Origin of the sequence: Aquitalea aquatilis, from assembly GCF_005155025.1 — a bacterium.
GTDB lineage: Bacteria > Pseudomonadota > Gammaproteobacteria > Burkholderiales > Chromobacteriaceae > Aquitalea > Aquitalea aquatilis.
The window spans coordinates 3,076,891-3,097,727 of the sequence record NZ_CP039731.1 but is presented as its reverse complement, the minus strand read 5'-3'; the positions used below and the strand labels follow the sequence as shown (position 1 = coordinate 3,097,727).

The 20,837-nt window shown below is 57.0% G+C and carries 12 protein-coding genes, 2 tRNA genes and 3 rRNA genes; 3 read left to right on the top strand and 14 right to left on the bottom strand.

The genetic code is table 11. The features are described from left to right. Positions 1-24: 24 nt before the first annotated feature. On the bottom strand, positions 25-972 hold the full coding sequence (locus tag FAZ30_RS14565; RefSeq protein ID WP_124641536.1) for a dihydrodipicolinate synthase family protein: 948 nt from the start codon (positions 970-972) through the stop codon (positions 25-27). A gap of 62 nt (positions 973-1,034) precedes the next feature. Beyond that, positions 1,035-1,961 carry a 4-hydroxyproline epimerase gene (locus FAZ30_RS14560; protein WP_124641538.1) on the bottom strand — a complete coding sequence of 309 codons (927 nt, stop codon included), beginning with the start codon at positions 1,959-1,961 and terminating at the stop codon, positions 1,035-1,037. Between the two features lie 260 nt (positions 1,962-2,221). Here FAZ30_RS14560 and FAZ30_RS14555 point away from each other — a divergent pair, with 260 nt between their 5' ends. After that, the gene (locus FAZ30_RS14555) at positions 2,222-2,998 is read left to right on the top strand and encodes an AraC family transcriptional regulator (protein ID WP_124641540.1); all 777 of its coding nucleotides are present in this window, start codon (positions 2,222-2,224) and stop codon (positions 2,996-2,998) included. Between the two features lie 293 nt (positions 2,999-3,291). Here the strand turns inward: FAZ30_RS14555 and cysN are convergent, their stop codons facing one another. Both cysN and cysD read right to left on the bottom strand, forming a co-directional pair. After that, the gene (cysN, locus tag FAZ30_RS14550) at positions 3,292-4,722 is read right to left on the bottom strand and encodes a sulfate adenylyltransferase subunit CysN (protein ID WP_124641542.1); all 1,431 of its coding nucleotides are present in this window, start codon (positions 4,720-4,722) and stop codon (positions 3,292-3,294) included. A gap of 78 nt (positions 4,723-4,800) precedes the next feature. Continuing rightward, on the bottom strand, positions 4,801-5,772 hold the full coding sequence (gene cysD, locus FAZ30_RS14545; protein WP_255424571.1) for a sulfate adenylyltransferase subunit CysD: 972 nt from the start codon (positions 5,770-5,772) through the stop codon (positions 4,801-4,803). Between the two features lie 177 nt (positions 5,773-5,949). Here cysD and FAZ30_RS14540 point away from each other — a divergent pair, with 177 nt between their 5' ends. Both FAZ30_RS14540 and FAZ30_RS14535 read left to right on the top strand, forming a co-directional pair. Then, positions 5,950-8,112 (top strand): HDOD domain-containing protein, encoded by a 2,163-nt coding sequence (locus FAZ30_RS14540; protein WP_124641544.1) that lies wholly within the window; start codon positions 5,950-5,952, stop codon positions 8,110-8,112. A 53-nt stretch (positions 8,113-8,165) separates the two neighbouring features. Continuing rightward, entirely contained in the window at positions 8,166-9,254 is a 1,089-nt protein-coding gene (locus FAZ30_RS14535) for an LD-carboxypeptidase (protein ID WP_233578294.1), read from the top strand. A gap of 103 nt (positions 9,255-9,357) precedes the next feature. On the opposite strand, the gene rrf is transcribed toward FAZ30_RS14535, so the two are convergent. The 10 genes from rrf to FAZ30_RS14485 form a co-directional block, all read right to left on the bottom strand. Next, positions 9,358-9,472: ribosomal RNA gene (gene rrf / locus FAZ30_RS14530) — 5S ribosomal RNA — on the bottom strand. A gap of 147 nt (positions 9,473-9,619) precedes the next feature. Beyond that, positions 9,620-12,511 (bottom strand): 23S ribosomal RNA (locus FAZ30_RS14525). Positions 12,512-12,787: 276 nt separating this feature from the next. Further along, positions 12,788-12,863, bottom strand: a tRNA-Ala gene (locus tag FAZ30_RS14520). Positions 12,864-12,867: 4 nt separating this feature from the next. Beyond that, positions 12,868-12,944 (bottom strand) — tRNA-Ile (locus FAZ30_RS14515). Positions 12,945-13,008: 64 nt separating this feature from the next. Beyond that, positions 13,009-14,544: ribosomal RNA gene (locus FAZ30_RS14510) — 16S ribosomal RNA — on the bottom strand. Together the 16S, 23S and 5S rRNA genes with 2 tRNA genes alongside form the textbook arrangement of a ribosomal RNA operon. Before the next feature lie 468 nt (positions 14,545-15,012). Beyond that, complete coding sequence (locus tag FAZ30_RS14505; RefSeq protein WP_124645469.1) at positions 15,013-17,331, bottom strand: Tex family protein; 2,319 nt, start codon at positions 17,329-17,331, stop codon at positions 15,013-15,015. A 59-nt stretch (positions 17,332-17,390) separates the two neighbouring features. After that, positions 17,391-17,747, bottom strand: a complete 357-nt coding sequence (locus tag FAZ30_RS14500) for a SpoIIAA family protein (RefSeq protein ID WP_124645470.1) — start codon at positions 17,745-17,747, stop codon at positions 17,391-17,393. Positions 17,748-17,888: 141 nt separating this feature from the next. Further along, complete coding sequence (locus FAZ30_RS14495; RefSeq protein WP_233578675.1) at positions 17,889-18,758, bottom strand: DMT family transporter; 870 nt, start codon at positions 18,756-18,758, stop codon at positions 17,889-17,891. Between the two features lie 39 nt (positions 18,759-18,797). Next, the gene (locus FAZ30_RS14490) at positions 18,798-19,325 is read right to left on the bottom strand and encodes a hypothetical protein (RefSeq protein WP_124645471.1); all 528 of its coding nucleotides are present in this window, start codon (positions 19,323-19,325) and stop codon (positions 18,798-18,800) included. Between the two features lie 67 nt (positions 19,326-19,392). Continuing rightward, entirely contained in the window at positions 19,393-20,502 is a 1,110-nt protein-coding gene (locus FAZ30_RS14485; RefSeq protein ID WP_124645472.1) for an aromatic ring-hydroxylating oxygenase subunit alpha, read from the bottom strand. Positions 20,503-20,837 lie beyond the last annotated feature (335 nt).

The following is a 20,837-nucleotide window of genomic DNA, read 5'->3' as shown; positions in this document are numbered from 1 at the left end:
TGGCACGGGTAGTCGGAGACAGGCTCAGGCTGCGTTCAGGCCGGCCGACCAGTTGCGATACCACTCGCGGAACAGCGCGTACTGGGTTTCGGCATAGCGGCGCTGCGCTGCGCTCAGCACATCGGTTTCGTTGAAGTGCAGGCTGTACTCCTGGTCACCGTTGAGGACCATCAGGTACTTGTAATACAGCACCAGGTCGCAGCCCTCGTCGAAGGAGGACAACACCGCCAGCGCAGATTCCAGCTCGCGCGCCTGGCTGCGGGCTACGGCGTCTCCCTTGGCGGCCGCCTTGCTCAGCGCCACCAGATGCAGCACTTCGCGCGGCAGCGCATTGCCGATGCCGGTGATAGCGCCGGTGGCATTGCAATTGACAAAGCCATGCACCACCTGGGTGTCCACCCCCACCATCAGGGTGACCTGATCATCCTGCGAGGTGATGTGCTCGGCGGCATAGCGCATGTCAGCGGCACCACCGAACTCCTTGAAGCCAATCAGGTTGGGATAGCTGCGACGCAGTTCGAAGAACAGGTCGGCGCGGGTGGCAAAACCGTAATAGGGACTGTTGTAGATCACCGCCGGCAGGTTTGGCGCGGCAGCGAGGATGGCGGAGAAATGGGCTTTCTGGGCAGCCGGCGATGCACCACGCGACAGTACGCGTGGAATCACCATCAGGCCGTGTGCACCCACGCGGGCAGCGTGGGCTGCATGCGCGACCGCCTCGCGGGTATTCACCGCACCGGTACCGACAATGGTGGGCACGCCGGCAGCCACCAGCCGCGCCACGCCCTCCTGGCGCTCGGCTTCGCTCAGCAGCGGCCAGTCGCCCATCGAGCCGCAATACACCACGGCGCTCATGCCAGCGGCAATCAGTTGCTGGCCCTTGGCTACCAGCGCGTCAAAATCCGGCTTGCGCTCTGCGGTACACGGGGTCATCAGGGCCGGGATGCAACCGGTGAAAATGTTGTCGCTCATTGTTTTGCTCCTTGCAGCTTGTATGTATGTGTGTGTGGGGGATGTCAGTGCGGCGTGTGGGCTCAAATGCCCCACGCGAAAGGGTCTTGTTCGTCGATGAGCAGCGTGCTGTTGGCGGTGACGTAGGCGCGGCCGGTAATGAAGGGGCGAATCAGCTCGCCCTCGCGCTGGTAATGACCGACAAACTGGCTGCCGGTAATGCTGGCCTGTACCCAGTACTCGCCTTCGGCCAGCTTGCCGTCGGCAGCCAGACAAGCCAGCTTGGCGCTGGTGCCGGTGCCGCAGGGCGAACGGTCGTAGGCCTTGCCCGGACACATGACAAAGTTGCGGCTGTCGGCCTCGGCATCGTCGGCGAACAGCTCAACGTGGTCGATCAGCGCGCCGTCGGCCCCGGTGATGCCTTGCGCTTCCAGCGCCTTGAGCATGGCCCAGGTAAAGGTGGTCAGCGCCTCCACATTGCCCATTTCCAGCGCCATGCCGTGCTCGGCCACCAGGAAGAACCAGTTACCGCCCCAGGCGACATCGCCATGGAATACACCGTAACCCGGCACCTCCACCGCCACTTGCTGGCGGTAACGGTAGGCCGGCACATTGCCCAGCGTGACTGCACCGTCCGCATGCAGGGTGGCGCTGACCGGCCCCACCGGGGTATCGATCTTGTGCACGCCCGGTGCAATCAGGCCCTGGTAATGCAGTGAGGCAATCAGGCCGATGGTGCCGTGGCCGCACATGCCCAGATAACCGGTGTTGTTGAAGAAAATCACCCCGCAAGTGGTATCCGGCGACACGGGGGCGCAATACAGCGCGCCCACCAGTACCTCGCTGCCACGCGGCTCCAGCAGGCAGGCGCGCCGCCACTGGTCGTGCTGCTGGCGCAGTACGTCGCGCTGCTCGGCCATGCTGCCACCGGTCAGCGCGGGGAATCCTTGCATCACCAGCCGGGTGGGTTCGCCCCCGGTGTGGGAATCGATGATGTGTATCTGTTTCATTGGCCTGTCCATTCCAAAAACGTGAATGACGGATGGCGGGCAGATGCACCAGGCAGGACCACACGCAACAACGCCTTGCAGTGCCTTGATTCCATTGCATCTTCGTGCCGCATCCGTCTTCGTCAGCACCTGCATAGAATGGCTTCATTGCCGCCAACATTCTTGATGGTTATCATCAGCGACAATGACGAAATCGGCACAATTGGCGTTTTCGGGATAAAAATCCCTCCGACGAGGGGAAGCAAGGCAAAGGGGAAAGAATGACTGGCGATACGCTGGAAACCATCGCGCGCTGGCAGGAAACCATGCGCCCGCCGTCCATTGCCGCACTGCTGGCTGGGCTGGGGCCGCTGCTGCCGGTGCTGGACCTGATCCCGAATGCAGCGATCTTCATCAAGGACCGTCAGGCGCGTTACCTGGTGGCCAACCAGACACTGATGGAACGCTGCGGCCTGAAAAGCCTGCAACCGCTGCTGGGCAAGACCAGTGTCGAGGTGTTTCCGGCGCAGTTGGGGCCGGTCTATACCGCGCAGGACATGAAAGTGCTGGAGGGTGGGCTGGTACTGGAAAGCCAACTGGAACTGCACCTGTTCAAGAACCGCGAACCCGGCTGGTGCCTGACCTACAAATGGCCGCTATACAGCCAGGCCAATGAAATCATCGGGCTGATCGGGATTTCGCTGGACCTGCAAGCAGCCAGCAAGACCCACCCGGCCTACAAGCGGCTGGTGGCGGTGGACGAGTTCATCCGCCAGCACTTCAACCGCCCGGTCAGCATGGAAGAGCTGACTGCCATTGCCGGCGTCTCCGCCGCCCAGCTGGAACGCTACTGCAAAAAGGTGTTCCACCTGACCCCTCGGCAGATGATTCACAAGGCACGGCTGGAACACGCCCACCGCTTGTTGCACAGCGATATGGCGATTACCGATGTCGCCCTGCACTGCGGCTACACCGACCACAGTGCCTTCAGCCGCCAGTTCAAGGCGCTGACCGGCTTCACCCCGCGCCAGTATCGCCAGGCTACCGGGCAGGGCTGAGTACCATGCAGACAAAAAATCGACCAGGGTTTGGCTAGCGCTATTACAGCTAGTCCCGACTCCAGTAGAACGCTGCGCCCAAGTCTTGTTATCTGCCTCACCCGAGCAAGGCTGGGGGCCATCCACCACCATAAAGAAACCCCCCTATGCAGCTTCGTAAAATATTACGGGCCACATAGGGGGGCTGATTTTCGTGTAAATGCTGCGTTAATGCTGCTTTGCGGTGCACTAGTTAGACGCCAGTCCTTGCCAAACCCGATAAAGGCATGACTCCGCAAGGAATAGCGTGCGACTTAGAGCAGCTTCGAAATATCCTTCGCTTCCCAGTGCGGGAAGTGCTTGCGTACCAGCTGGTTGAACTCCAGCTCGAAGGCGCGCAGGCGGGCCAGTTCATCGCTTACCGGGGCCGCACTGGATTCGGCAGCTGCGCTGATCATGCCGGCAGCCGCTGTTGCATTGGACAAGCGATCGATGATCACGAAGCTGCCCGTGCCACGGCTCAGGGCATAGGCGTCGAACACGGCCGGTGCATTCAACTCCACCCGGCACAGGGCAATCTCATTCAGTGCCAGCTCTGCTGCATTGAACTGCTGCAGCGAATTCACATCCACCCGATGCTGGATGCTGCTTACCCGGCCAGTGACGACCTTGCCAGCCAGCTTGAAACCATATTCCTTGCCCAACTCCAGCGGTGCTTCGGCCATCCATACCAGGTGGGCATCGAATGCCTGGGACACACTGGGCTGCTGCTCGCCAGCACGCACGATCATGTCACCGCGCGAGATGTCGATTTCATCTTCCAGGGTCAGGGTAATGGCCTGGCCAACAAAGGCAGAAGGCTGATTGCCTTCAAAGGTGACCACTTCCTTTACCTTGCTGCGCTTGCCGGAAGGCAGGGCCACGATCTCATCACCCGGTTTCACTTCACCGGCGACCACCGTGCCGCAGAAACCACGGAAATCCAGGTTCGGGCGATTCACATACTGCACCGGCAGGCGGAAGGCATCCAGCGCCACATCATGGCTGACCTGTACGCTCTCCAGCAGCTCCATCAGGGTAGCGCCCTGATACCAGCCCATGTTTGCGCTGCGGGTCACCACATTGTCGCCACGCAGGGCGGAGATCGGCACAAAGCGGATATCCGGAATGGTCAGGTGCTCGGAAAACGACAGGTATTCGTCACGAATGCGCTGGTAGGTTTCTTCGCTGTGCTCGACCAGATCCATCTTGTTGATGGCCACGATCACGTGCTTGATGCCCAGCAGGCTGACGATGAAGCTGTGGCGGCGGGTCTGGGTCTGCACGCCACGCCGGGCATCAATCAGGATGATGGCCAGATTGCAGGTGGATGCGCCGGTCGCCATATTGCGGGTGTACTGCTCGTGGCCGGGGCAGTCGGCAATGATGAACTTGCGCTTTTCGGTGCTGAAATAGCGGTAGGCCACATCGATGGTAATGCCCTGCTCGCGCTCGGCCTGCAAGCCATCCACCAGCAGCGCCAGATCGATTTCCTGGTCGGTGGTGTTGTACTTTTTCGAATCGCGCTCGATGGCCGCCAACTGGTCTTCAAAGATCAGCTTGGAGTCATGCAACAGGCGGCCAATCAGCGTTGACTTGCCGTCATCGACATTGCCACAGGTGATAAAGCGCAGCATGTCCTTGTTTTCATGCTGCTTGAGGTATTCCAGGATATCGCTGGCAATCAGCTCGGACTGGTGAGACATGATCGTTCTTTCCGCTGTATTCCGTCGCCAGGGCGCCGGACATCAATTCTTCAGAATGGTGACAGGATGAAGCCGGGCTTAGAAATAGCCTTCCATCTTCTTCTTCTCCATCGAGCCCGCCTGGTCATGATCGATCAGCCGGCCCTGACGCTCACTGGTGGTGGTGAGCAGCATTTCCTGGATCACCTCGGGCAGCGTGGCCGCAGTGGATTCCACGGCACCGGTCAGCGGATAACAGCCCAGCGTGCGGAAGCGTACCTGCTTCTTGCTGATGCTGGCTTTTTGCTCGGGGGTCAGGTATTGCAGGATGCGCTCGTCGTCTATCATCACCAGCGTGCCGTTCAGATTCACCACTTCGCGCTCGGCGGCAAAATACAGCGGCACGATGTCGATGTTTTCCAGATAGATGTATTGCCAGATATCCAGCTCGGTCCAGTTCGACAGCGGGAACACGCGGATGCTCTCACCCTTGTCGATCTTGCTGTTGTAGATATTCCAGAGCTCCGGACGCTGGTTTTTCGGGTCCCAGCGGTGATTCTTGTCGCGGAAAGAGTAAACACGCTCTTTGGCACGCGATTTTTCCTCGTCACGACGCGCACCGCCAAAGGCGGCATCGAAGCCATATTTGTTCAGCGCCTGCTTCAAGCCTTCGGTCTTCATCACGTCGGTATGCTTGGCACTGCCCACGGTAAACGGGTTGACGTTGGCTTTCACGCCCTCTTCATTCACATGTACGATCAGCTCCCAGCCTTCGGCCGCCTGCTTGTCGCGCAGGGCATACATGTCCTGGAATTTCCAGGTGGTATCCACATGCATCAGCGGAAATGGCGGCTTGCCAGGGGCAAAAGCCTTGCGCGCCAGATGCAGCATCACCGCCGAATCTTTGCCAATACTGTACAGCATGACCGGGTTTTCAAACTCCGCAGCCACTTCGCGGATGATGTGAATCGACTCGGCTTCCAACTGCTTGAGGTGAGTCAGTTTCTGTTGACTGATGTTCATGGTTCCCGCCTGTTCCTGGGCTGCCTGCGCTTCTGGTGAGCACAGCATGATGGTTTGCTTGTCGCTCAATTTACCGGAAGGCCTGCCATTCTCCAAAATCAGTTGGATATATCAATATGCACTATCCAAGTGCAAATTCAGTCCAAAGAGCAATAACGTGATGCTGATTAAGTCATGCCGTGATGGCTGTTTCGCCATATAGTGACAAGCAGGGAGATCAACACCATGAACCGCGTCGACAATACAGCGGACTACCAGCTGGAGCGCAGCCTAAGCTGTGCTGACGGCTCGTCACTATTACTGGCCAAGGCCGGCGAACACGACTACCTGCTGCTACCCGCCACAGCAGAACCCTCTGCCGGCAAGCTGCATCACAGCCTGCTCGCCCTGCCCGTGGATCACACCACACTCGCCGGTCAGGACTATGCCTGCTACCTGCGTGACGGGCAGAAACTGCTAAGTGAAATCACTCCCGGCGCGCTCAACGATAAAGAAGTCACCGGCATAGCCTGTGACATCATGGAAGCCCTGCTGCAGCTGCAATTGAACCAGCTGGCCCTGCCCATAGTCGATGCCGAGCACATCCTGATCGACGCCCAGCAACAGATTCAGCTACTGGGTCAACATGCCGCCATCCCGCATGACGAAGTGCAACAGCAACAGAACCTGGTACAAGCCGGCCGTCTGCTGTATTGGCTGTACAGTGGCCGCCGCTATAGCAGCCTGCCACTTGCCAGCCTGCGCCCCCAGCTGGATGGCGAGCTATTGCAGCTTTGCCAGCAATTACTAACAACCCACACGGCAAGCCCACTCCCCACCCGCGCCATCCTCGCACAGTTGCAGGACTGGCTGGTCCGCCAGCAAAGCTTCATCCGCCCGCAGGGCAACCATCGCGCGGCACTGGAGCAACTCTTGCAACGCATGCGCCACAGTCCGGACTTTCCGGCATTGTCGCAGGCCGTTTCTGCCATCAATCACATTGGCAATGCCGACAGCGAGCGACTGCAAGTATTGGCAGAAATCATCCTCAAGGATTTCTCGCTGACCAACAAGCTGCTCAAGGTGGTGAACTCAGCCAATTTCAGTCAGTTTGGTGGCACGGTCAGCACGGTATCACGCGCCATCGTCATCCTCGGCTTCGACACCATTCGCAACCTCGCCCTGACCTTGCTGCTGTTTGAACACATGCACAACCGCAGCCACGCCCAGGAGGTACGCGATGTCGCCATCAAGGCATTGTTCTGTGGCCTGCTGGCACGCAACCTGGCTCGCCATAGCGGCCTGCGCGAAGCGGAAGAAGCACTGATCTGCGGCATGTTCCAGCAGCTGGGCGAGCTGCTGTGCGTGTACTACTTCCGCGAGGAATACCGGCTGATCCACAAAAAAATCAGCAGTGGCAGTACGCCGGAACAGGCGGTGCTGCATACGCTGGGTCTTTCCTATGCTGCGCTGGGTGCCGGCACCGTCAGCCTGTGGAGTTTTCCGGAAAGCATGATCAGCAGCCTGGAGCCGTATGCGGCCGGCCCGGTACGCCAGCCACAAAGCAGTGCGGCGCGGCTGCGCATGCTGGGCAATCTGGCACAAGAGCTGACCTGCCTGCTGAGCACGGCAAATCCGCTTTCTCAGGCAGCAGCCAGACAGTTACTTGCCCGCTACGAACGGGCCAGCGCGCTGGACATGCAGCAGCTCAATGTCGTTATCGAACAGACGCAAGCTGCTTTTGACGACTATCTGCGCGAATGGAGTGGTGAACAGCCGCGTCATGGTCAGGCTCATCAGCTGAAAACCGCCCGCCTGGATACGCAAGCACCACCGTTAGCCACACCGATACCCGACAATGCACTGACTGCCAGCTACGTCCTTGCCCCTCCGGCTACTGCATCCCTACTGTCTGCCGGCATCCAGGACATCACCATGACCTTGCTGGGGCATTACCAGTTGAACGATCTGCTACGCATGATTCTGGAAATCATGTTCCGTGCCGTGGGTTTTGACCATGTTTTGCTCTGCACCAAAGACCCACGGCAAAACCAGCTGCAGGCACGCTTCGGCTTTGGTTCGGACATTCCAGTACTACTCAAACAGTTCCAGGTAGATCTCAACCAACAGGACAATGCTTTTTGCATTGCCATGGAACGTAACGTCGACATCTTCATCGAAGATGCCAGCGACGCCACCATAGCCAGCCATATACCAGACTGGTATCGTCAGCTGAATCTGGCACAAACTTTCATCATCTTCCCGCTCGTGCTGGAAAAGAGGAAAATAGGCTTCTTGTATGGTGACAAAAAGCAGGCGCACAGCCTGCCATTACGTCCCGACGAACTCAATCTGCTCAAAACCCTGCGCAACCAGGCCTTACTGGCCATCCGCCAGAAACAGAGCTGAGCAGCCACATCATCAGGAATAGTTTGTCACTGATCAGCAAGCACCCACTTGACATGCTGTCACGCAGAACCCTGCTGCAAGCTGGCTTGAGCATTGCCGCCGCCGGCATGCTGCAAGCCTGCAGCAGCCCCGTGCGCCGCCCCACTTCACCTACTGCAGCTCATCCGACCATGCCATTGCAAAACCGGGAAATCACCCTGCTAGCCTGCTCCGGCAGCCTGCCGAGCGCCACCCAGCGCCAACATGGCGTCGAACGCCTGCAACAGGCCGGCTTCGATGTGACTAATCGCGAAGCAATCGACCGCCAATACCAGCGTTTTGCCGGCACTGATCAACAACGCCTGCAAGACCTGAATCAGCTCAGCCAACGCCAGGACATGCCACGCATGCTGCTGGCTGGCCGCGGCGGCTACGGTGCCTGCCGCCTGCTGCCGCACATCGACTATGCCCGCTTGTGCCCCATGCTCAAGGAGGCAGGCACCCAGATCATGGGCTATAGCGATTTCACCGCCATCCAGCTTGCCTTGCTGGCCAAGGGTGGGGTGGGCAGCTTTGCCGGCCCCATGTTGTATAGCGACTTTGGCGGACGCAATATCAGCCCTTACTCCATGCAGCAGTTCATCCAGGCCACCACCACCCCGGACTGGGTAGTGCGCAGCCAGACCATGCAAAGCATAAGCGACCATGGCGAAGGCATTTTCTGGGGAGGCAATCTCAGCGTACTCAGCAGCCTGGTCGGCAGCCCCTACCTGCCAGATATCCGGGGCGGATTGCTGTTTCTGGAAGATGTAGGCGAGCAACCCTACCGGCTGGAGCGCATGCTGCAGCAACTGTACCTGGCAGGCATTCTGCAACGGCAGCGCGCCATCTTTCTGGGCGACTTCTCCATGGGCCGCATCGTGGATGCCTATGATGCCAGCTATACACTGGATGCTGTCATTACGCAGCTGCGCCAGCAACTGAAGGTGCCCATCTTCACTGGCATTCCCTTCGGTCACATCCACGACAAGACCACCCTGCCCCTCGGCTATCCAGCACGTTTCAACAGCAGTGAAAATGGACTGGAGTTGCAATTCAGTGACTACCCAGTGCAATCGACAGCAGGACTGACACTAGACAATCTGCTGCGCAGCAACCTCTGACCACCCCGACGCAACAAAGCCGCCCTTGGGCGGCTTGTGGGCACTCAGGCCAGGCCCAAACGCACAAAGCCCAGCTCTGTTGAGCTGGGCTTGTGTATGGGGAGTCTGGCGGTGTCCTACTTTCACATGGCGAATGCCACACTATCATCGGCGCTAAGGCGTTTCACGGTCCTGTTCGGGATGGGAAGGCGTGGGACCACCTCGCTATGGCCACCAGACATAAACTGTCAACAAACTCGAAGAAGCTTTGTACCCCAGACTCCGTCTGGAACACTGAATTAATTAGATATCTTACTCTTGGATCTTTGATCGCGTCGCACACTCACTATCCATTCGGTCTTGGTCTCCCAAGCCACTCAAATGATAGGATCAAGCCTCACGAGCAATTAGTATCGGTTAGCTTAACGCCTCACAGCGCTTCCACACCCGACCTATCAACGTCCTGGTCTCGAACGACTCTTCAGGAGGGTCAAGCCCTCAGGGAAGTCTCATCTTCAGGCGAGTTTCCCGCTTAGATGCTTTCAGCGGTTATCTCTTCCGAACTTAGCTACCCGGCAATGCCACTGGCGTGACAACCGGTACACCAGAGGTTCGTCCACTCCGGTCCTCTCGTACTAGGAGCAGCCCCCGTCAAACTTCCAACGCCCACTGCAGATAGGGACCAAACTGTCTCACGACGTTTTGAACCCAGCTCACGTACCACTTTAAATGGCGAACAGCCATACCCTTGGGACCGGCTACAGCCCCAGGATGTGATGAGCCGACATCGAGGTGCCAAACACCGCCGTCGATGTGAACTCTTGGGCGGTATCAGCCTGTTATCCCCGGAGTACCTTTTATCCGTTGAGCGATGGCCCTTCCATACAGAACCACCGGATCACTATGTCCTGCTTTCGCACCTGCTCGACTTGTCGGTCTCGCAGTTAAGCTACCTTTTGCCATTGCACTATCAGCACGATTTCCGACCGTACCTAGGTAACCTTCGAACTCCTCCGTTACACTTTGGGAGGAGACCGCCCCAGTCAAACTGCCTACCATGCACTGTCCCCGATCCGGATAACGGACCAAGGTTAGAACCTCAAAGGGGTCAGGGTGGTATTTCAAGGTTGGCTCCACCAGAACTAGCGTCCTGGCTTCAAAGCCTCCCACCTATCCTACACAAACCACTTCAAAGTCCAATGCAAAGCTACAGTAAAGGTTCACGGGGTCTTTCCGTCTAGCAGCGGGGAGATTGCATCTTCACAAACACTTCAACTTCGCTGAGTCTCAGGAGGAGACAGTGTGGCCATCGTTACGCCATTCGTGCGGGTCGGAACTTACCCGACAAGGAATTTCGCTACCTTAGGACCGTTATAGTTACGGCCGCCGTTTACTGGGGCTTCGATCAAGAGCTTGCACCCCATCACTTAACCTTCCAGCACCGGGCAGGCGTCACACCCTATACGTCCACTTTCGTGTTGGCAGAGTGCTGTGTTTTTGATAAACAGTCGCAGCCACCGATTCTCTGCGACCTCTCCAAGCTCCATCCGCAAGGGATCTCACCTAAAGAGGCATACCTTCTCCCGAAGTTACGGTATCAATTTGCCGAGTTCCTTCTCCTGAGTTCTCTCAAGCGCCTTAGAATTCTCATCCTGCCCACCTGTGTCGGTTTGCGGTACGGTTCTTGTGTAGCTGAAGCTTAGTGGCTTTTCCTGGAAGCGTGGTATCAGTCACTTCAGGTCCGTAGACCCTCGTTATCACTTCTCGGTGTTGAATGAAAGGGCGGATTTGCCTACCCTAACCACCTACCAGCTTGAACGACCTATTCCAACAGGCCGCTGACCTAACCTTCTCCGTCCCCACATCGCACTACACAAAAGTACGGGAATTTTAACCCGTTTCCCATCGACTACGCTTTTCAGCCTCGCCTTAGGGGCCGACTCACCCTACGCCGATGAACGTTGCGTAGGAAACCTTGGGCTTTCGGCGAGCGGGCTTTTCACCCGCTTTATCGCTACTCATGTCAGCATTCGCACTTCTGATATCTCCAGCATCCCTTACGAGACACCTTCACAGACCTACAGAACGCTCCCCTACCATCTGCACTTACGTGCAAATCCGCAGCTTCGGTTATCAGTTTGAGCCCCGTTACATCTTCCGCGCAGGACGACTCGACCAGTGAGCTATTACGCTTTCTTTAAATGATGGCTGCTTCTAAGCCAACATCCTGGCTGTCTGGGCCTTCCCACTTCGTTTACCACTTAACTGATCATTTGGGACCTTAGCTGGCGGTCTGGGTTGTTTCCCTCTTGACGATGGACGTTAGCACCCACCGTCTGTCTCCCATGCTCGCACTTTCCGGTATTCAGAGTTTGCCATGGTTTGGTAAATCGCAATGACCCCCTAGCCATAACAGTGCTTTACCCCCGGAAGTGATACATGAGGCACTACCTAAATAGTTTTCGGGGAGAACCAGCTATCTCCGAGTTTGTTTAGCCTTTCACCCCTATCCACAGCTCATCCCCTAGTTTTGCAACACTAGTGGGTTCGGACCTCCAGTGCGTGTTACCGCACCTTCATCCTGGCCATGGATAGATCACTCGGTTTCGGGTCTACGCCCAGCAACTAAATCGCCCTATTCGGACTCGGTTTCCCTACGCCTCCCCTATGCGGTTAAGCTTGCTACTGAACGTAAGTCGCTGACCCATTATACAAAAGGTACGCAGTCACCCCTTACGAGGCTCCCACTGTTTGTATGCATCCGGTTTCAGGTTCTATTTCACTCCCCTCCCGGGGTTCTTTTCGCCTTTCCCTCACGGTACTGGTTCACTATCGGTCGATCACGAGTATTTAGCCTTGGAGGATGGTCCCCCCATCTTCAAACAGGATTTCGCGTGTCCCGCCCTACTTTTCGTATGCTTAGTACCAAGAATGAAATTTCGTGTACGGGGCTATCACCCACTATGGCGGACATTTCCAGGTCCTTCCACTATCTCAATCTCTATCACATACAGGCTATTCCGCGTTCGCTCGCCACTACTGACGGAATCTCGGTTGATTTCTTTTCCTCGAGTTACTTAGATGTTTCAGTTCACTCGGTTCGCCTCCACAGACCTATGTATTCAGTCTGGGATACCTATTGCTAGGTGGGTTTCCCCATTCGGACATCGCGGGATCAAAGCTCTATTGCCAGCTCCCCCGCGCTTTTCGCAGGCTTACACGTCCTTCATCGCCTGTGATCGCCAAGGCATCCACCAGATGCACTTAGTCGCTTGACCCTATCATTTCAGTAACCTAAATTACCAATTCGACAGAATGTGTTTGTGCGACGTGCCACACCGCCCCTTTTGATATGGCGACATGACACTAGATACAATCAAATTCCCAAGATGACGATTTGTCCTACATGCAGAATTAACTCCATGTATTTCATCTCGCCGTCTAATTAATTCGGCTTCTTCAGTTTGTTAAAGATCGGGCATTGTAAAAACAACGCAAACAGAAATTCACGCAACCCTGACAGGTTGTGTGCGCTTTTGTTTGCACTGTAAGAATGGTGGAGGATGACGGGATCGAACCGACGACCCCCTGCTTGCAAAGCAGGTGCTCTCCCAACTGAGCTAATCCCCCAAACTGGTGGGTCTGGTAGGACTCGAACCTACGACCCCTGCGTTATCAACACAGTGCTCTAACCAGCTGAGCTACAAACCCAGCTACTACCCTTAAATCACGAATAACCGATAGGTTGTGAATACTTGACGATCGCCTTCTCTAGAAAGGAGGTGATCCAGCCGCAGGTTCCCCTACGGCTACCTTGTTACGACTTCACCCCAGTCATGAATCCCACCGTGGTAAGCGGCCTCCTTACGGTTAGCCTACCCACTTCTGGTGAAACTCACTCCCATGGTGTGACGGGCGGTGTGTACAAGACCCGGGAACGTATTCACCGCGGCATGCTGATCCGCGATTACTAGCGATTCCGACTTCACGCACTCGAGTTGCAGAGTGCGATCCGGACTACGATCGGTTTTATGAGATTGGCTCCACCTCGCGGCTTCGCGACCCTCTGTACCGACCATTGTATGACGTGTGAAGCCCTGGTCATAAGGGCCATGAGGACTTGACGTCATCCCCACCTTCCTCCGGTTTGTCACCGGCAGTCCCATTAGAGTGCTCAACTAAATGGTAGCAACTAATGGCAAGGGTTGCGCTCGTTGCGGGACTTAACCCAACATCTCACGACACGAGCTGACGACAGCCATGCAGCACCTGTGTTACAGCTCCCTTTCGGGCACCTATCCATCTCTGGAAAGTTCTGTACATGTCAAGACCAGGTAAGGTTTTTCGCGTTGCATCGAATTAATCCACATCATCCACCGCTTGTGCGGGTCCCCGTCAATTCCTTTGAGTTTTAACCTTGCGGCCGTACTCCCCAGGCGGTCAACTTCTCGCGTTAGCTACGCTACCAAGGATTCAAACCCCCAACAGCTAGTTGACATCGTTTAGGGCGTGGACTACCAGGGTATCTAATCCTGTTTGCTCCCCACGCTTTCGTGCATGAGCGTCAGTGTCATCCCAGGGGGCTGCCTTCGCCATCGGTATTCCTCCGCATCTCTACGCATTTCACTGCTACACGCGGAATTCTACCCCCCTCTGACGCACTCTAGCCGTGCAGTCTCCAATGCAGTTCCCAGGTTGAGCCCGGGGCTTTCACATCAGACTTACACAACCGCCTGCGCACGCTTTACGCCCAGTAATTCCGATTAACGCTTGCACCCTACGTATTACCGCGGCTGCTGGCACGTAGTTAGCCGGTGCTTATTCTTCAGGTACTGTCATCCCCCAAGGGTATTAACCTTAGGGATTTCCTCCCTGACAAAAGTCCTTTACAACCCGAAGGCCTTCTTCAGACACGCGGCATGGCTGGATCAGGCTTGCGCCCATTGTCCAAAATTCCCCACTGCTGCCTCCCGTAGGAGTCTGGGCCGTGTCTCAGTCCCAGTGTGGCGGATCATCCTCTCAGACCCGCTACTGATCGTCGCCTTGGTGAGCTCTTACCTCACCAACTAGCTAATCAGACGTCGGCCGCTCGAATAGCGCAAGGTCTTACGATCCCCTGCTTTCCTTCTCAAAGCGTATGCGGTATTAGCTATCCTTTCGGATAGTTATCCCCCACTACTCGGCACGTTCCGACGCATTACTCACCCGTTCGCCACTCGTCAGCGGAGCAAGCTCCCTGTTACCGTTCGACTTGCATGTGTAAAGCATGCCGCCAGCGTTCAATCTGAGCCAGGATCAAACTCTTCAGTTCAATCTCATAGCAAATTTTCTGGCACGCAAGATCAAAGAAATAAACAAGTACTTCTTCTTCTTGCAGTGCAAGTATTTGGCTTTCGCCAAGTACTCACACCTATCGGTTATTCTGTTTTTTAAAGAGCGGTGCAGGTCGCTGCGTTTCGTTTCCGTCGCTGCGTTGTCTGCTGAGGAGGCGAACTATACCGCCGCACCCTATCCTCGTCAACACTTTGTGCGAAGAAAAGTGCAGATTCTGGCCAAACATCGACTCTCATCGGGCTAAGTGACTGAGGGAAAAAGGCTTATGCAATGGGGGTTTTATTACAGCCTTGCTGCGTACGCACAAAAATAAGCACATCCCCGTTCGCACTTGCCGTGATGGGTGGGGCTGGCTGGCGTAAAAAGGGGGTCGCCACACCGACACCGGCAGCAAAAAGCCCGGCTGATGCCGGGCTTTGCTTGCTCAACTAGCTATATATATGTTTCAGCGCTGCTTGAGCTTGGCAAACGCAGCAGCCATTGCTGATTCACCAGCCGGCGGCGCCCCGCGAGCGGATGATTGCGGCTTGCGCTGATCTGCGAAACCACGCCCACCTTCCGGCCGCGTACTGCGACTGCTTGTACCAATCTCGTCGTTCAGTCGCATGGTGAGGGCAATGCGCTTGCGTGCCACATCCACTTCCAGCACCTTGACCTTGACCACATCACCGGCCTTGACCACCTTGCGCGGGTCGTCGATGAATTTGCTCGACAGGGCAGAAATATGTACCAGGCCATCCTGATGCACACCGATATCAACAAAGGCACCAAAATTGGCGACATTGGTGACGACACCTTCCAACACCATACCCGGCTGCAGGTGCTTGATGTCTTCGATGCCATCCTGGAAGGTTGCGGTCTTGAATTCCGGACGCGGGTCACGACCCGGCTTGTCCAGTTCCTTCAAGATGTCCATTACCGTCGGCAGGCCAAAACGCTCGTCGGTGTAGTCGGTAGCCTTGACCGCCTTCAGCGTGACGGAATCGCCCAGCAGCGTTTTGACCTCGCGCCCCAGCCTGGCAACAATCTTCTCTACCACCGGGTAGGCCTCCGGATGAACCGAGGAGCCATCCAGCGGATTGTCACCGCCTTGTATACGCAGGAAACCAGCAGCTTGCTCGAAGGTCTTGTCACCCAGCCGTGGTACTTTCAACAACTGTTTGCGATTTTTGAATGCACCATTCTGGTCGCGGTAAGCTACGATATTGTTGGCTAGCGTGCTGTTGAGACCGGAAATACGGGTCAGCAGCGGCACCGAGGCCGTATTGACATCGACACCAACGGCATTCACACAGTCTTCCACCACGGCGTCCAACGCGCGTGCCAACTGGCTTTGATTGACGTCATGCTGATACTGACCGACGCCGATGGATTTGGGGTCGATCTTCACCAGTTCGGCCAGCGGGTCTTGCAGGCGGCGGGCAATGGATACCGCGCCACGCAGGCTGACATCCATGTCGGGAAATTCCTTGGCCGCCAGTTCGGAGGCGGAATACACCGAAGCGCCAGCCTCGGACACCACGATCTTGGTCATGCCCAGCTGCGGATAGGCCTTGATCAGGTCTTGTGCCAGCTTGTCGGTTTCGCGGCTGGCCGTGCCATTGCCAATAGAAATCAGGTCGACGTGATGGCGCGTGCACAGCGCGCCCAGAATGGCGATGGATTTATCCCATTCACGACGCGGTTCGTGCGGGTAGATGGCGGTGGTATCCAGCACTTTGCCGGTACCGTCCACTACCGCCACCTTCACCCCAGTACGCAGACCAGGATCCAGCCCCAGCGTGGCACGCTGACCCGCCGGCGCAGCCAGCAGCAGATCGTGCAGATTGTCGGCGAATACCTTGATGGCCTCGCCATCAGCGGCGTCTTTCAGCCGGCCCATCAGCTCCAGCTCCAAGGACAGGAAAATCTTGGCGCGCCAGCACAGCCGCACTCCATCCAGCAGCCACTTGTCGGCCGCACGGCCCTTGTCCTGCACACCAAAGCGCTGGCCAATCAGCAATTCGTAGCTGGAGCGCTCGGTAATTGGGGTTTCGTCGGGCTGATATTTGAGTGCCACACTAAGCACGCCTTCGTTGCGGCCACGCAGCAGCGCCAGTGCACGATGCGAGGGCGTAGCACGCAGCGCTTCCCGATGATCGAAATAATCGGAGAACTTGGCGCCCTCCTGCTCCTTGCCTGCCACCACGCGGGCAACCAGCTCGGCCTCGCTCCACAGCTTTTCGCGCAGACGACCCAGCAGCTCGCCGTCTTCGGCAAACTGCTCGATCAGGATGGCGCGGGCACCATCCAGCGCAGCCTTAGCATCGCCGATGCCGGCCTCGACATTGAGATAGGTGAGCGCCAGCGCTTCCGGCGACTGCGCGGGATCCGCCAGCAGACTGTCGGCCAATGGCTGCAAGCCGGCCTCGCGGGCGATTTGTGCCTTGGTACGGCGCTTGGGCTTATAGGGAAGGTAAAGGTCTTCCAGCGCGGTCTTGTTATCGGCGGCATACAGCGCGGCCGTCAATTCCGGCGTCAGTTTTTCTTGCTCGCGAATGCTGGCAAGAATGGTATTGCGCCGCTCGTCCAGTTCACGCAGATAGACCAGACGCTCAGCCAGCGTGCGCAGCTGGGTATCATCCAGGCCGCCAGTGACTTCCTTGCGGTAACGGGCAATAAAGGGGACGGTGGCACCACCATCGATGAGTTCGATCGTGGCGGCCACCTGGTTTTCACGTACGGCGAGTTCAGTCGCCAGACGGCTGGCAATGCTCTTCAACATCGGTTTTTATTCTTTCGTGTTGAACAAAAACCGCTACTCTACCGCCATTCGCTCCAAAATCAAGCGGCAACCGGTCGCGCCAGCCAGGCCTGCGCCTCTTCCACCGTGTCAAAATACTCCAGATGATTGTGTGACAGCAGGCCGGCAATATGCGCCGCCAGCTTGATCCACACATCACTCACCACCAGTGCGATGCGGCCGAAGTCCTGCTCGTGGGCACGGACAAACTTCACCTCTTCCATCGCCATGTCCAGAGTGAAGTCCACCAATTCGGACAAATCCAGCAAGACATCCGGCTTGCCCTGCTCGGCCACGCGCTTGACCAAGGCATCCTCGAACAGCTTGAAATCCGCCAGCGAGAATTCATTGAACAGCGCCACATCCAGACCATAATCCTGTTCGCGGATAGAAATCATGCTGCATCTCCTAAAGTGTGAGTCCTGCCTGTTATTGTTGAGGCCATGATGCCTACGCATCAAGCCCATGTCTGTATTCTAGCGCCTGTCAGATCACATTCTGCTGACAACCATCAAGGCCGGCGGCATATTTTCTGCAATTCAGCGCAAGGCGGCCAGCAAACCGGCGACAACAATCAGCCCCATCCCCAGCAGGGCATCGGCACCTAGTGCATCGCCCCACAACAGCACGCCCAGCAATGCGGAAAACACCACGGTGAGATAGGCAAAACTGGCCACCAGATATTTGCGCCCAACCTTGTACGCCAGCGTCATGGCCAGTTGCCCCAGCATGCCGCACACCCCCACCCCCAGTAGCGCACCGACATTATCCGGACGAATCGGCGAAAAACCCGGCCCCAAGCCCAGCCAGACCGCACCAAACAGGCTGGCAATGGCAAAGAACCAGAACACCACCCGCCAGGATGGCTCGCCCATCTGCCCCAGCTCGCGCACCTGAAACACGGCAAAACCGGCACTGACACCCGACAGCAAGCCGATTACGCCAGCCAGCCACTGCTCGGAACTGAAAGTGGGCCGCAGCAACAGCACAATGCCGAGAAAGCCCAGCCCCAGCGCCAGTGCGGCGGGGCGCGACAGCTTGTCCTTGAGCTTGACCACGCAAATCAGCGAGAAAAACAGCGAGGAGGTGTAGTTGAGCGTAACCGCCGTGGACAGCGGCAGATGCGTCAGCGCATAAAACAGTGCCGACATCGACAGATAACCGACAAAGCTGCGCTTGATATGCCCCAGCCAATGCGGGGTGGACAAGGACAACCCGCGCAGGCGAATGCCCAGGCCCAGAATGAGCGTGCCGATCAAGGTGCGCCAGAACAGCAGCTCGATGGAATTGAAGTGCTGCGCACCGGCCTTGACGAACACCCCCATCAAGGCAAAAAAGGCGGCGGCAATCACCATCCAGCCAGCACCCAGCTGGCCGCGCCGCAGCCGCGACAGCAGATCAGTCGGCATCAGGCGCTCCGGCAGCAAGGTAAACAGGGCAGCAGAACATCATGGCTTGTGCAAGGAAGTGGCCGACAGACAGATGGTTTCCAGCTGCCGGCGATAGGTTTTGAATTCAGAAGCATTGGCGGCACAACGCGCCACCAGCAGCCGCTTGCCCGGCGTTGGCAGGAAGACCTGCAGATTGTGCCGCACGATCCATAAACGGCCAGAGACGAAGCGGCCTTCGCGATATTCGGTGACCAGCCGGCCATTATGCGGATTCAAGCGGGTATAGACCGCCGCTTCGCGGTCGCCCTCGGCCTGGCGGAAGCGGCGCTGCAACCGCTCAGGTGCATCCGCCTTGGCGGCCTTGCGCTCTTGCAGGGTGACTTCGATGGCCGCGCGCTCACGTTGATCCGCCTTGGGTGGCACCACCTTGATCACACGCACGCCCTCCTGCACCACGCTGCGCACTTTCCAGCCGGCAGGCAGGGTGAAACTGATCTTGCTGGCCGGGTCGACAAAACCGGCTGCCAGCAGCGGGCTTGCCAGCAGGCACAGCCCTAATAGGAGAATGTTTTTTTGCCAGTACATTGTCATCAAGACAAAGAAAAAGGCGCGGAAACCCGCGCCTTTGCCATTCTGCACTGAAATGCCAGGCTTAGCCAGCCATGGCATCGCCCATCATGCGGCGATAGAACTCGTGGAAGTGCTGCATGCCTTCTTCGGTGGGGTATTGATACGGCCCCACCTCGCTCTCGCCACGCAACCACAAGGCACGACGCCCCAGGTGCATGCGGTAGCAGATTTCGTCGTCTTCCTTGGCGGTTTCGAAGTAAGCGGCCTGCTCGGCCTCGACGAATTCCGGCTCGAAATACACCACGTCTTCCGGGTAGTAGAACTCGGTGATGACGGTGCACTGTTCCGGGCCGCGCGGAATGACCACGCTCACCACCAGCACATGCGGGTACCACTCCACCATGATGTTGGGGTAGTAGGTCAGCCAGATGGCACCGAACTCCGGTTGCTGGTCGGCAAAGCGGCGACGCACTTCTTCGTGCCACTTGCCGTAGACGCGCGAACCAGAACGGGCCAGCTGGTTTTTCACGCCAACCGTCTGCACATGGTATTGCGCGCCCCACTCCCATTTCAGTTCGGCGCAATCAACAAAATTGCCCAGCCCCGGATGGAAGGGATCGACGTGGTAATCCTCGGAATAGACTTCAATAAAGGTTTTCCAGTTGAAGTCGTATTCGGTGGTTTGCGTCGAATGGAAAGCGAACTCGGAAAAATCCAGATGCTTCGCCACACCCAGCTGTGCCAGATCGGCAGCAATGTCGCGGCCGGCATCAAACAGCAGGCCGTTCCAGCGCGTCAGCTGCGTCTGATTCAGATTGAGACAGGGTGTTTGCGGGAAATGCGGCGCGCCCAGCAGCTTGCCTTCGGCGTCGTAAGTCCAGCCATGCAGATTGCACACCATGTGGTTGCCATTGCCGCGCCCCTGATAGATCAGGGCCTGACGGTGCCGGCAGACGTTGGAAATCAGCTTGATTTCACCGCCCACATTCTTGAGCATCTTGCCATGGCCCAGCCAGTCAAGCGTATGGTAGTCCCCGTCATTGGGCACCATCAGCTCGTGGCCGTAATACAGCGGAGCATTGGCAAACAGTTGTTTTTGCTCCAGCTCGTAGTGAGCGGGATCAAAATAAGTATAGATAGGCAGCTGAGCAGCAGACGCCTGTAGCATCTGCGAAGAAGCCAGATCAGACATTATTCCCACACCTCCGTGGTAGAAGATATAAGACCAGCCGAATCTCGCTAAACGAGTTTACGGAACCATCAAAACAATGAATTAAAACAAAGGCCAAGCCTGTGCTTTGCGAGGGCGGGATTATGCCCGGCCCCGCAAGGGGGGGCAAGCAATTTTTAGCACAACAAAGCGGGGGCAGACTGAAACATTGCCACTACAAAATGGGGTTTTGCAAAATTCAGGACATTTTCATCCCGCACCTTCATAGGAATCATTGTGTTAGCTCAAATTGTGCGCAGCAACATTAGCAGCTGATGATCCATATGTTATACTGCCCGGGCATATCCGCTGCCCTT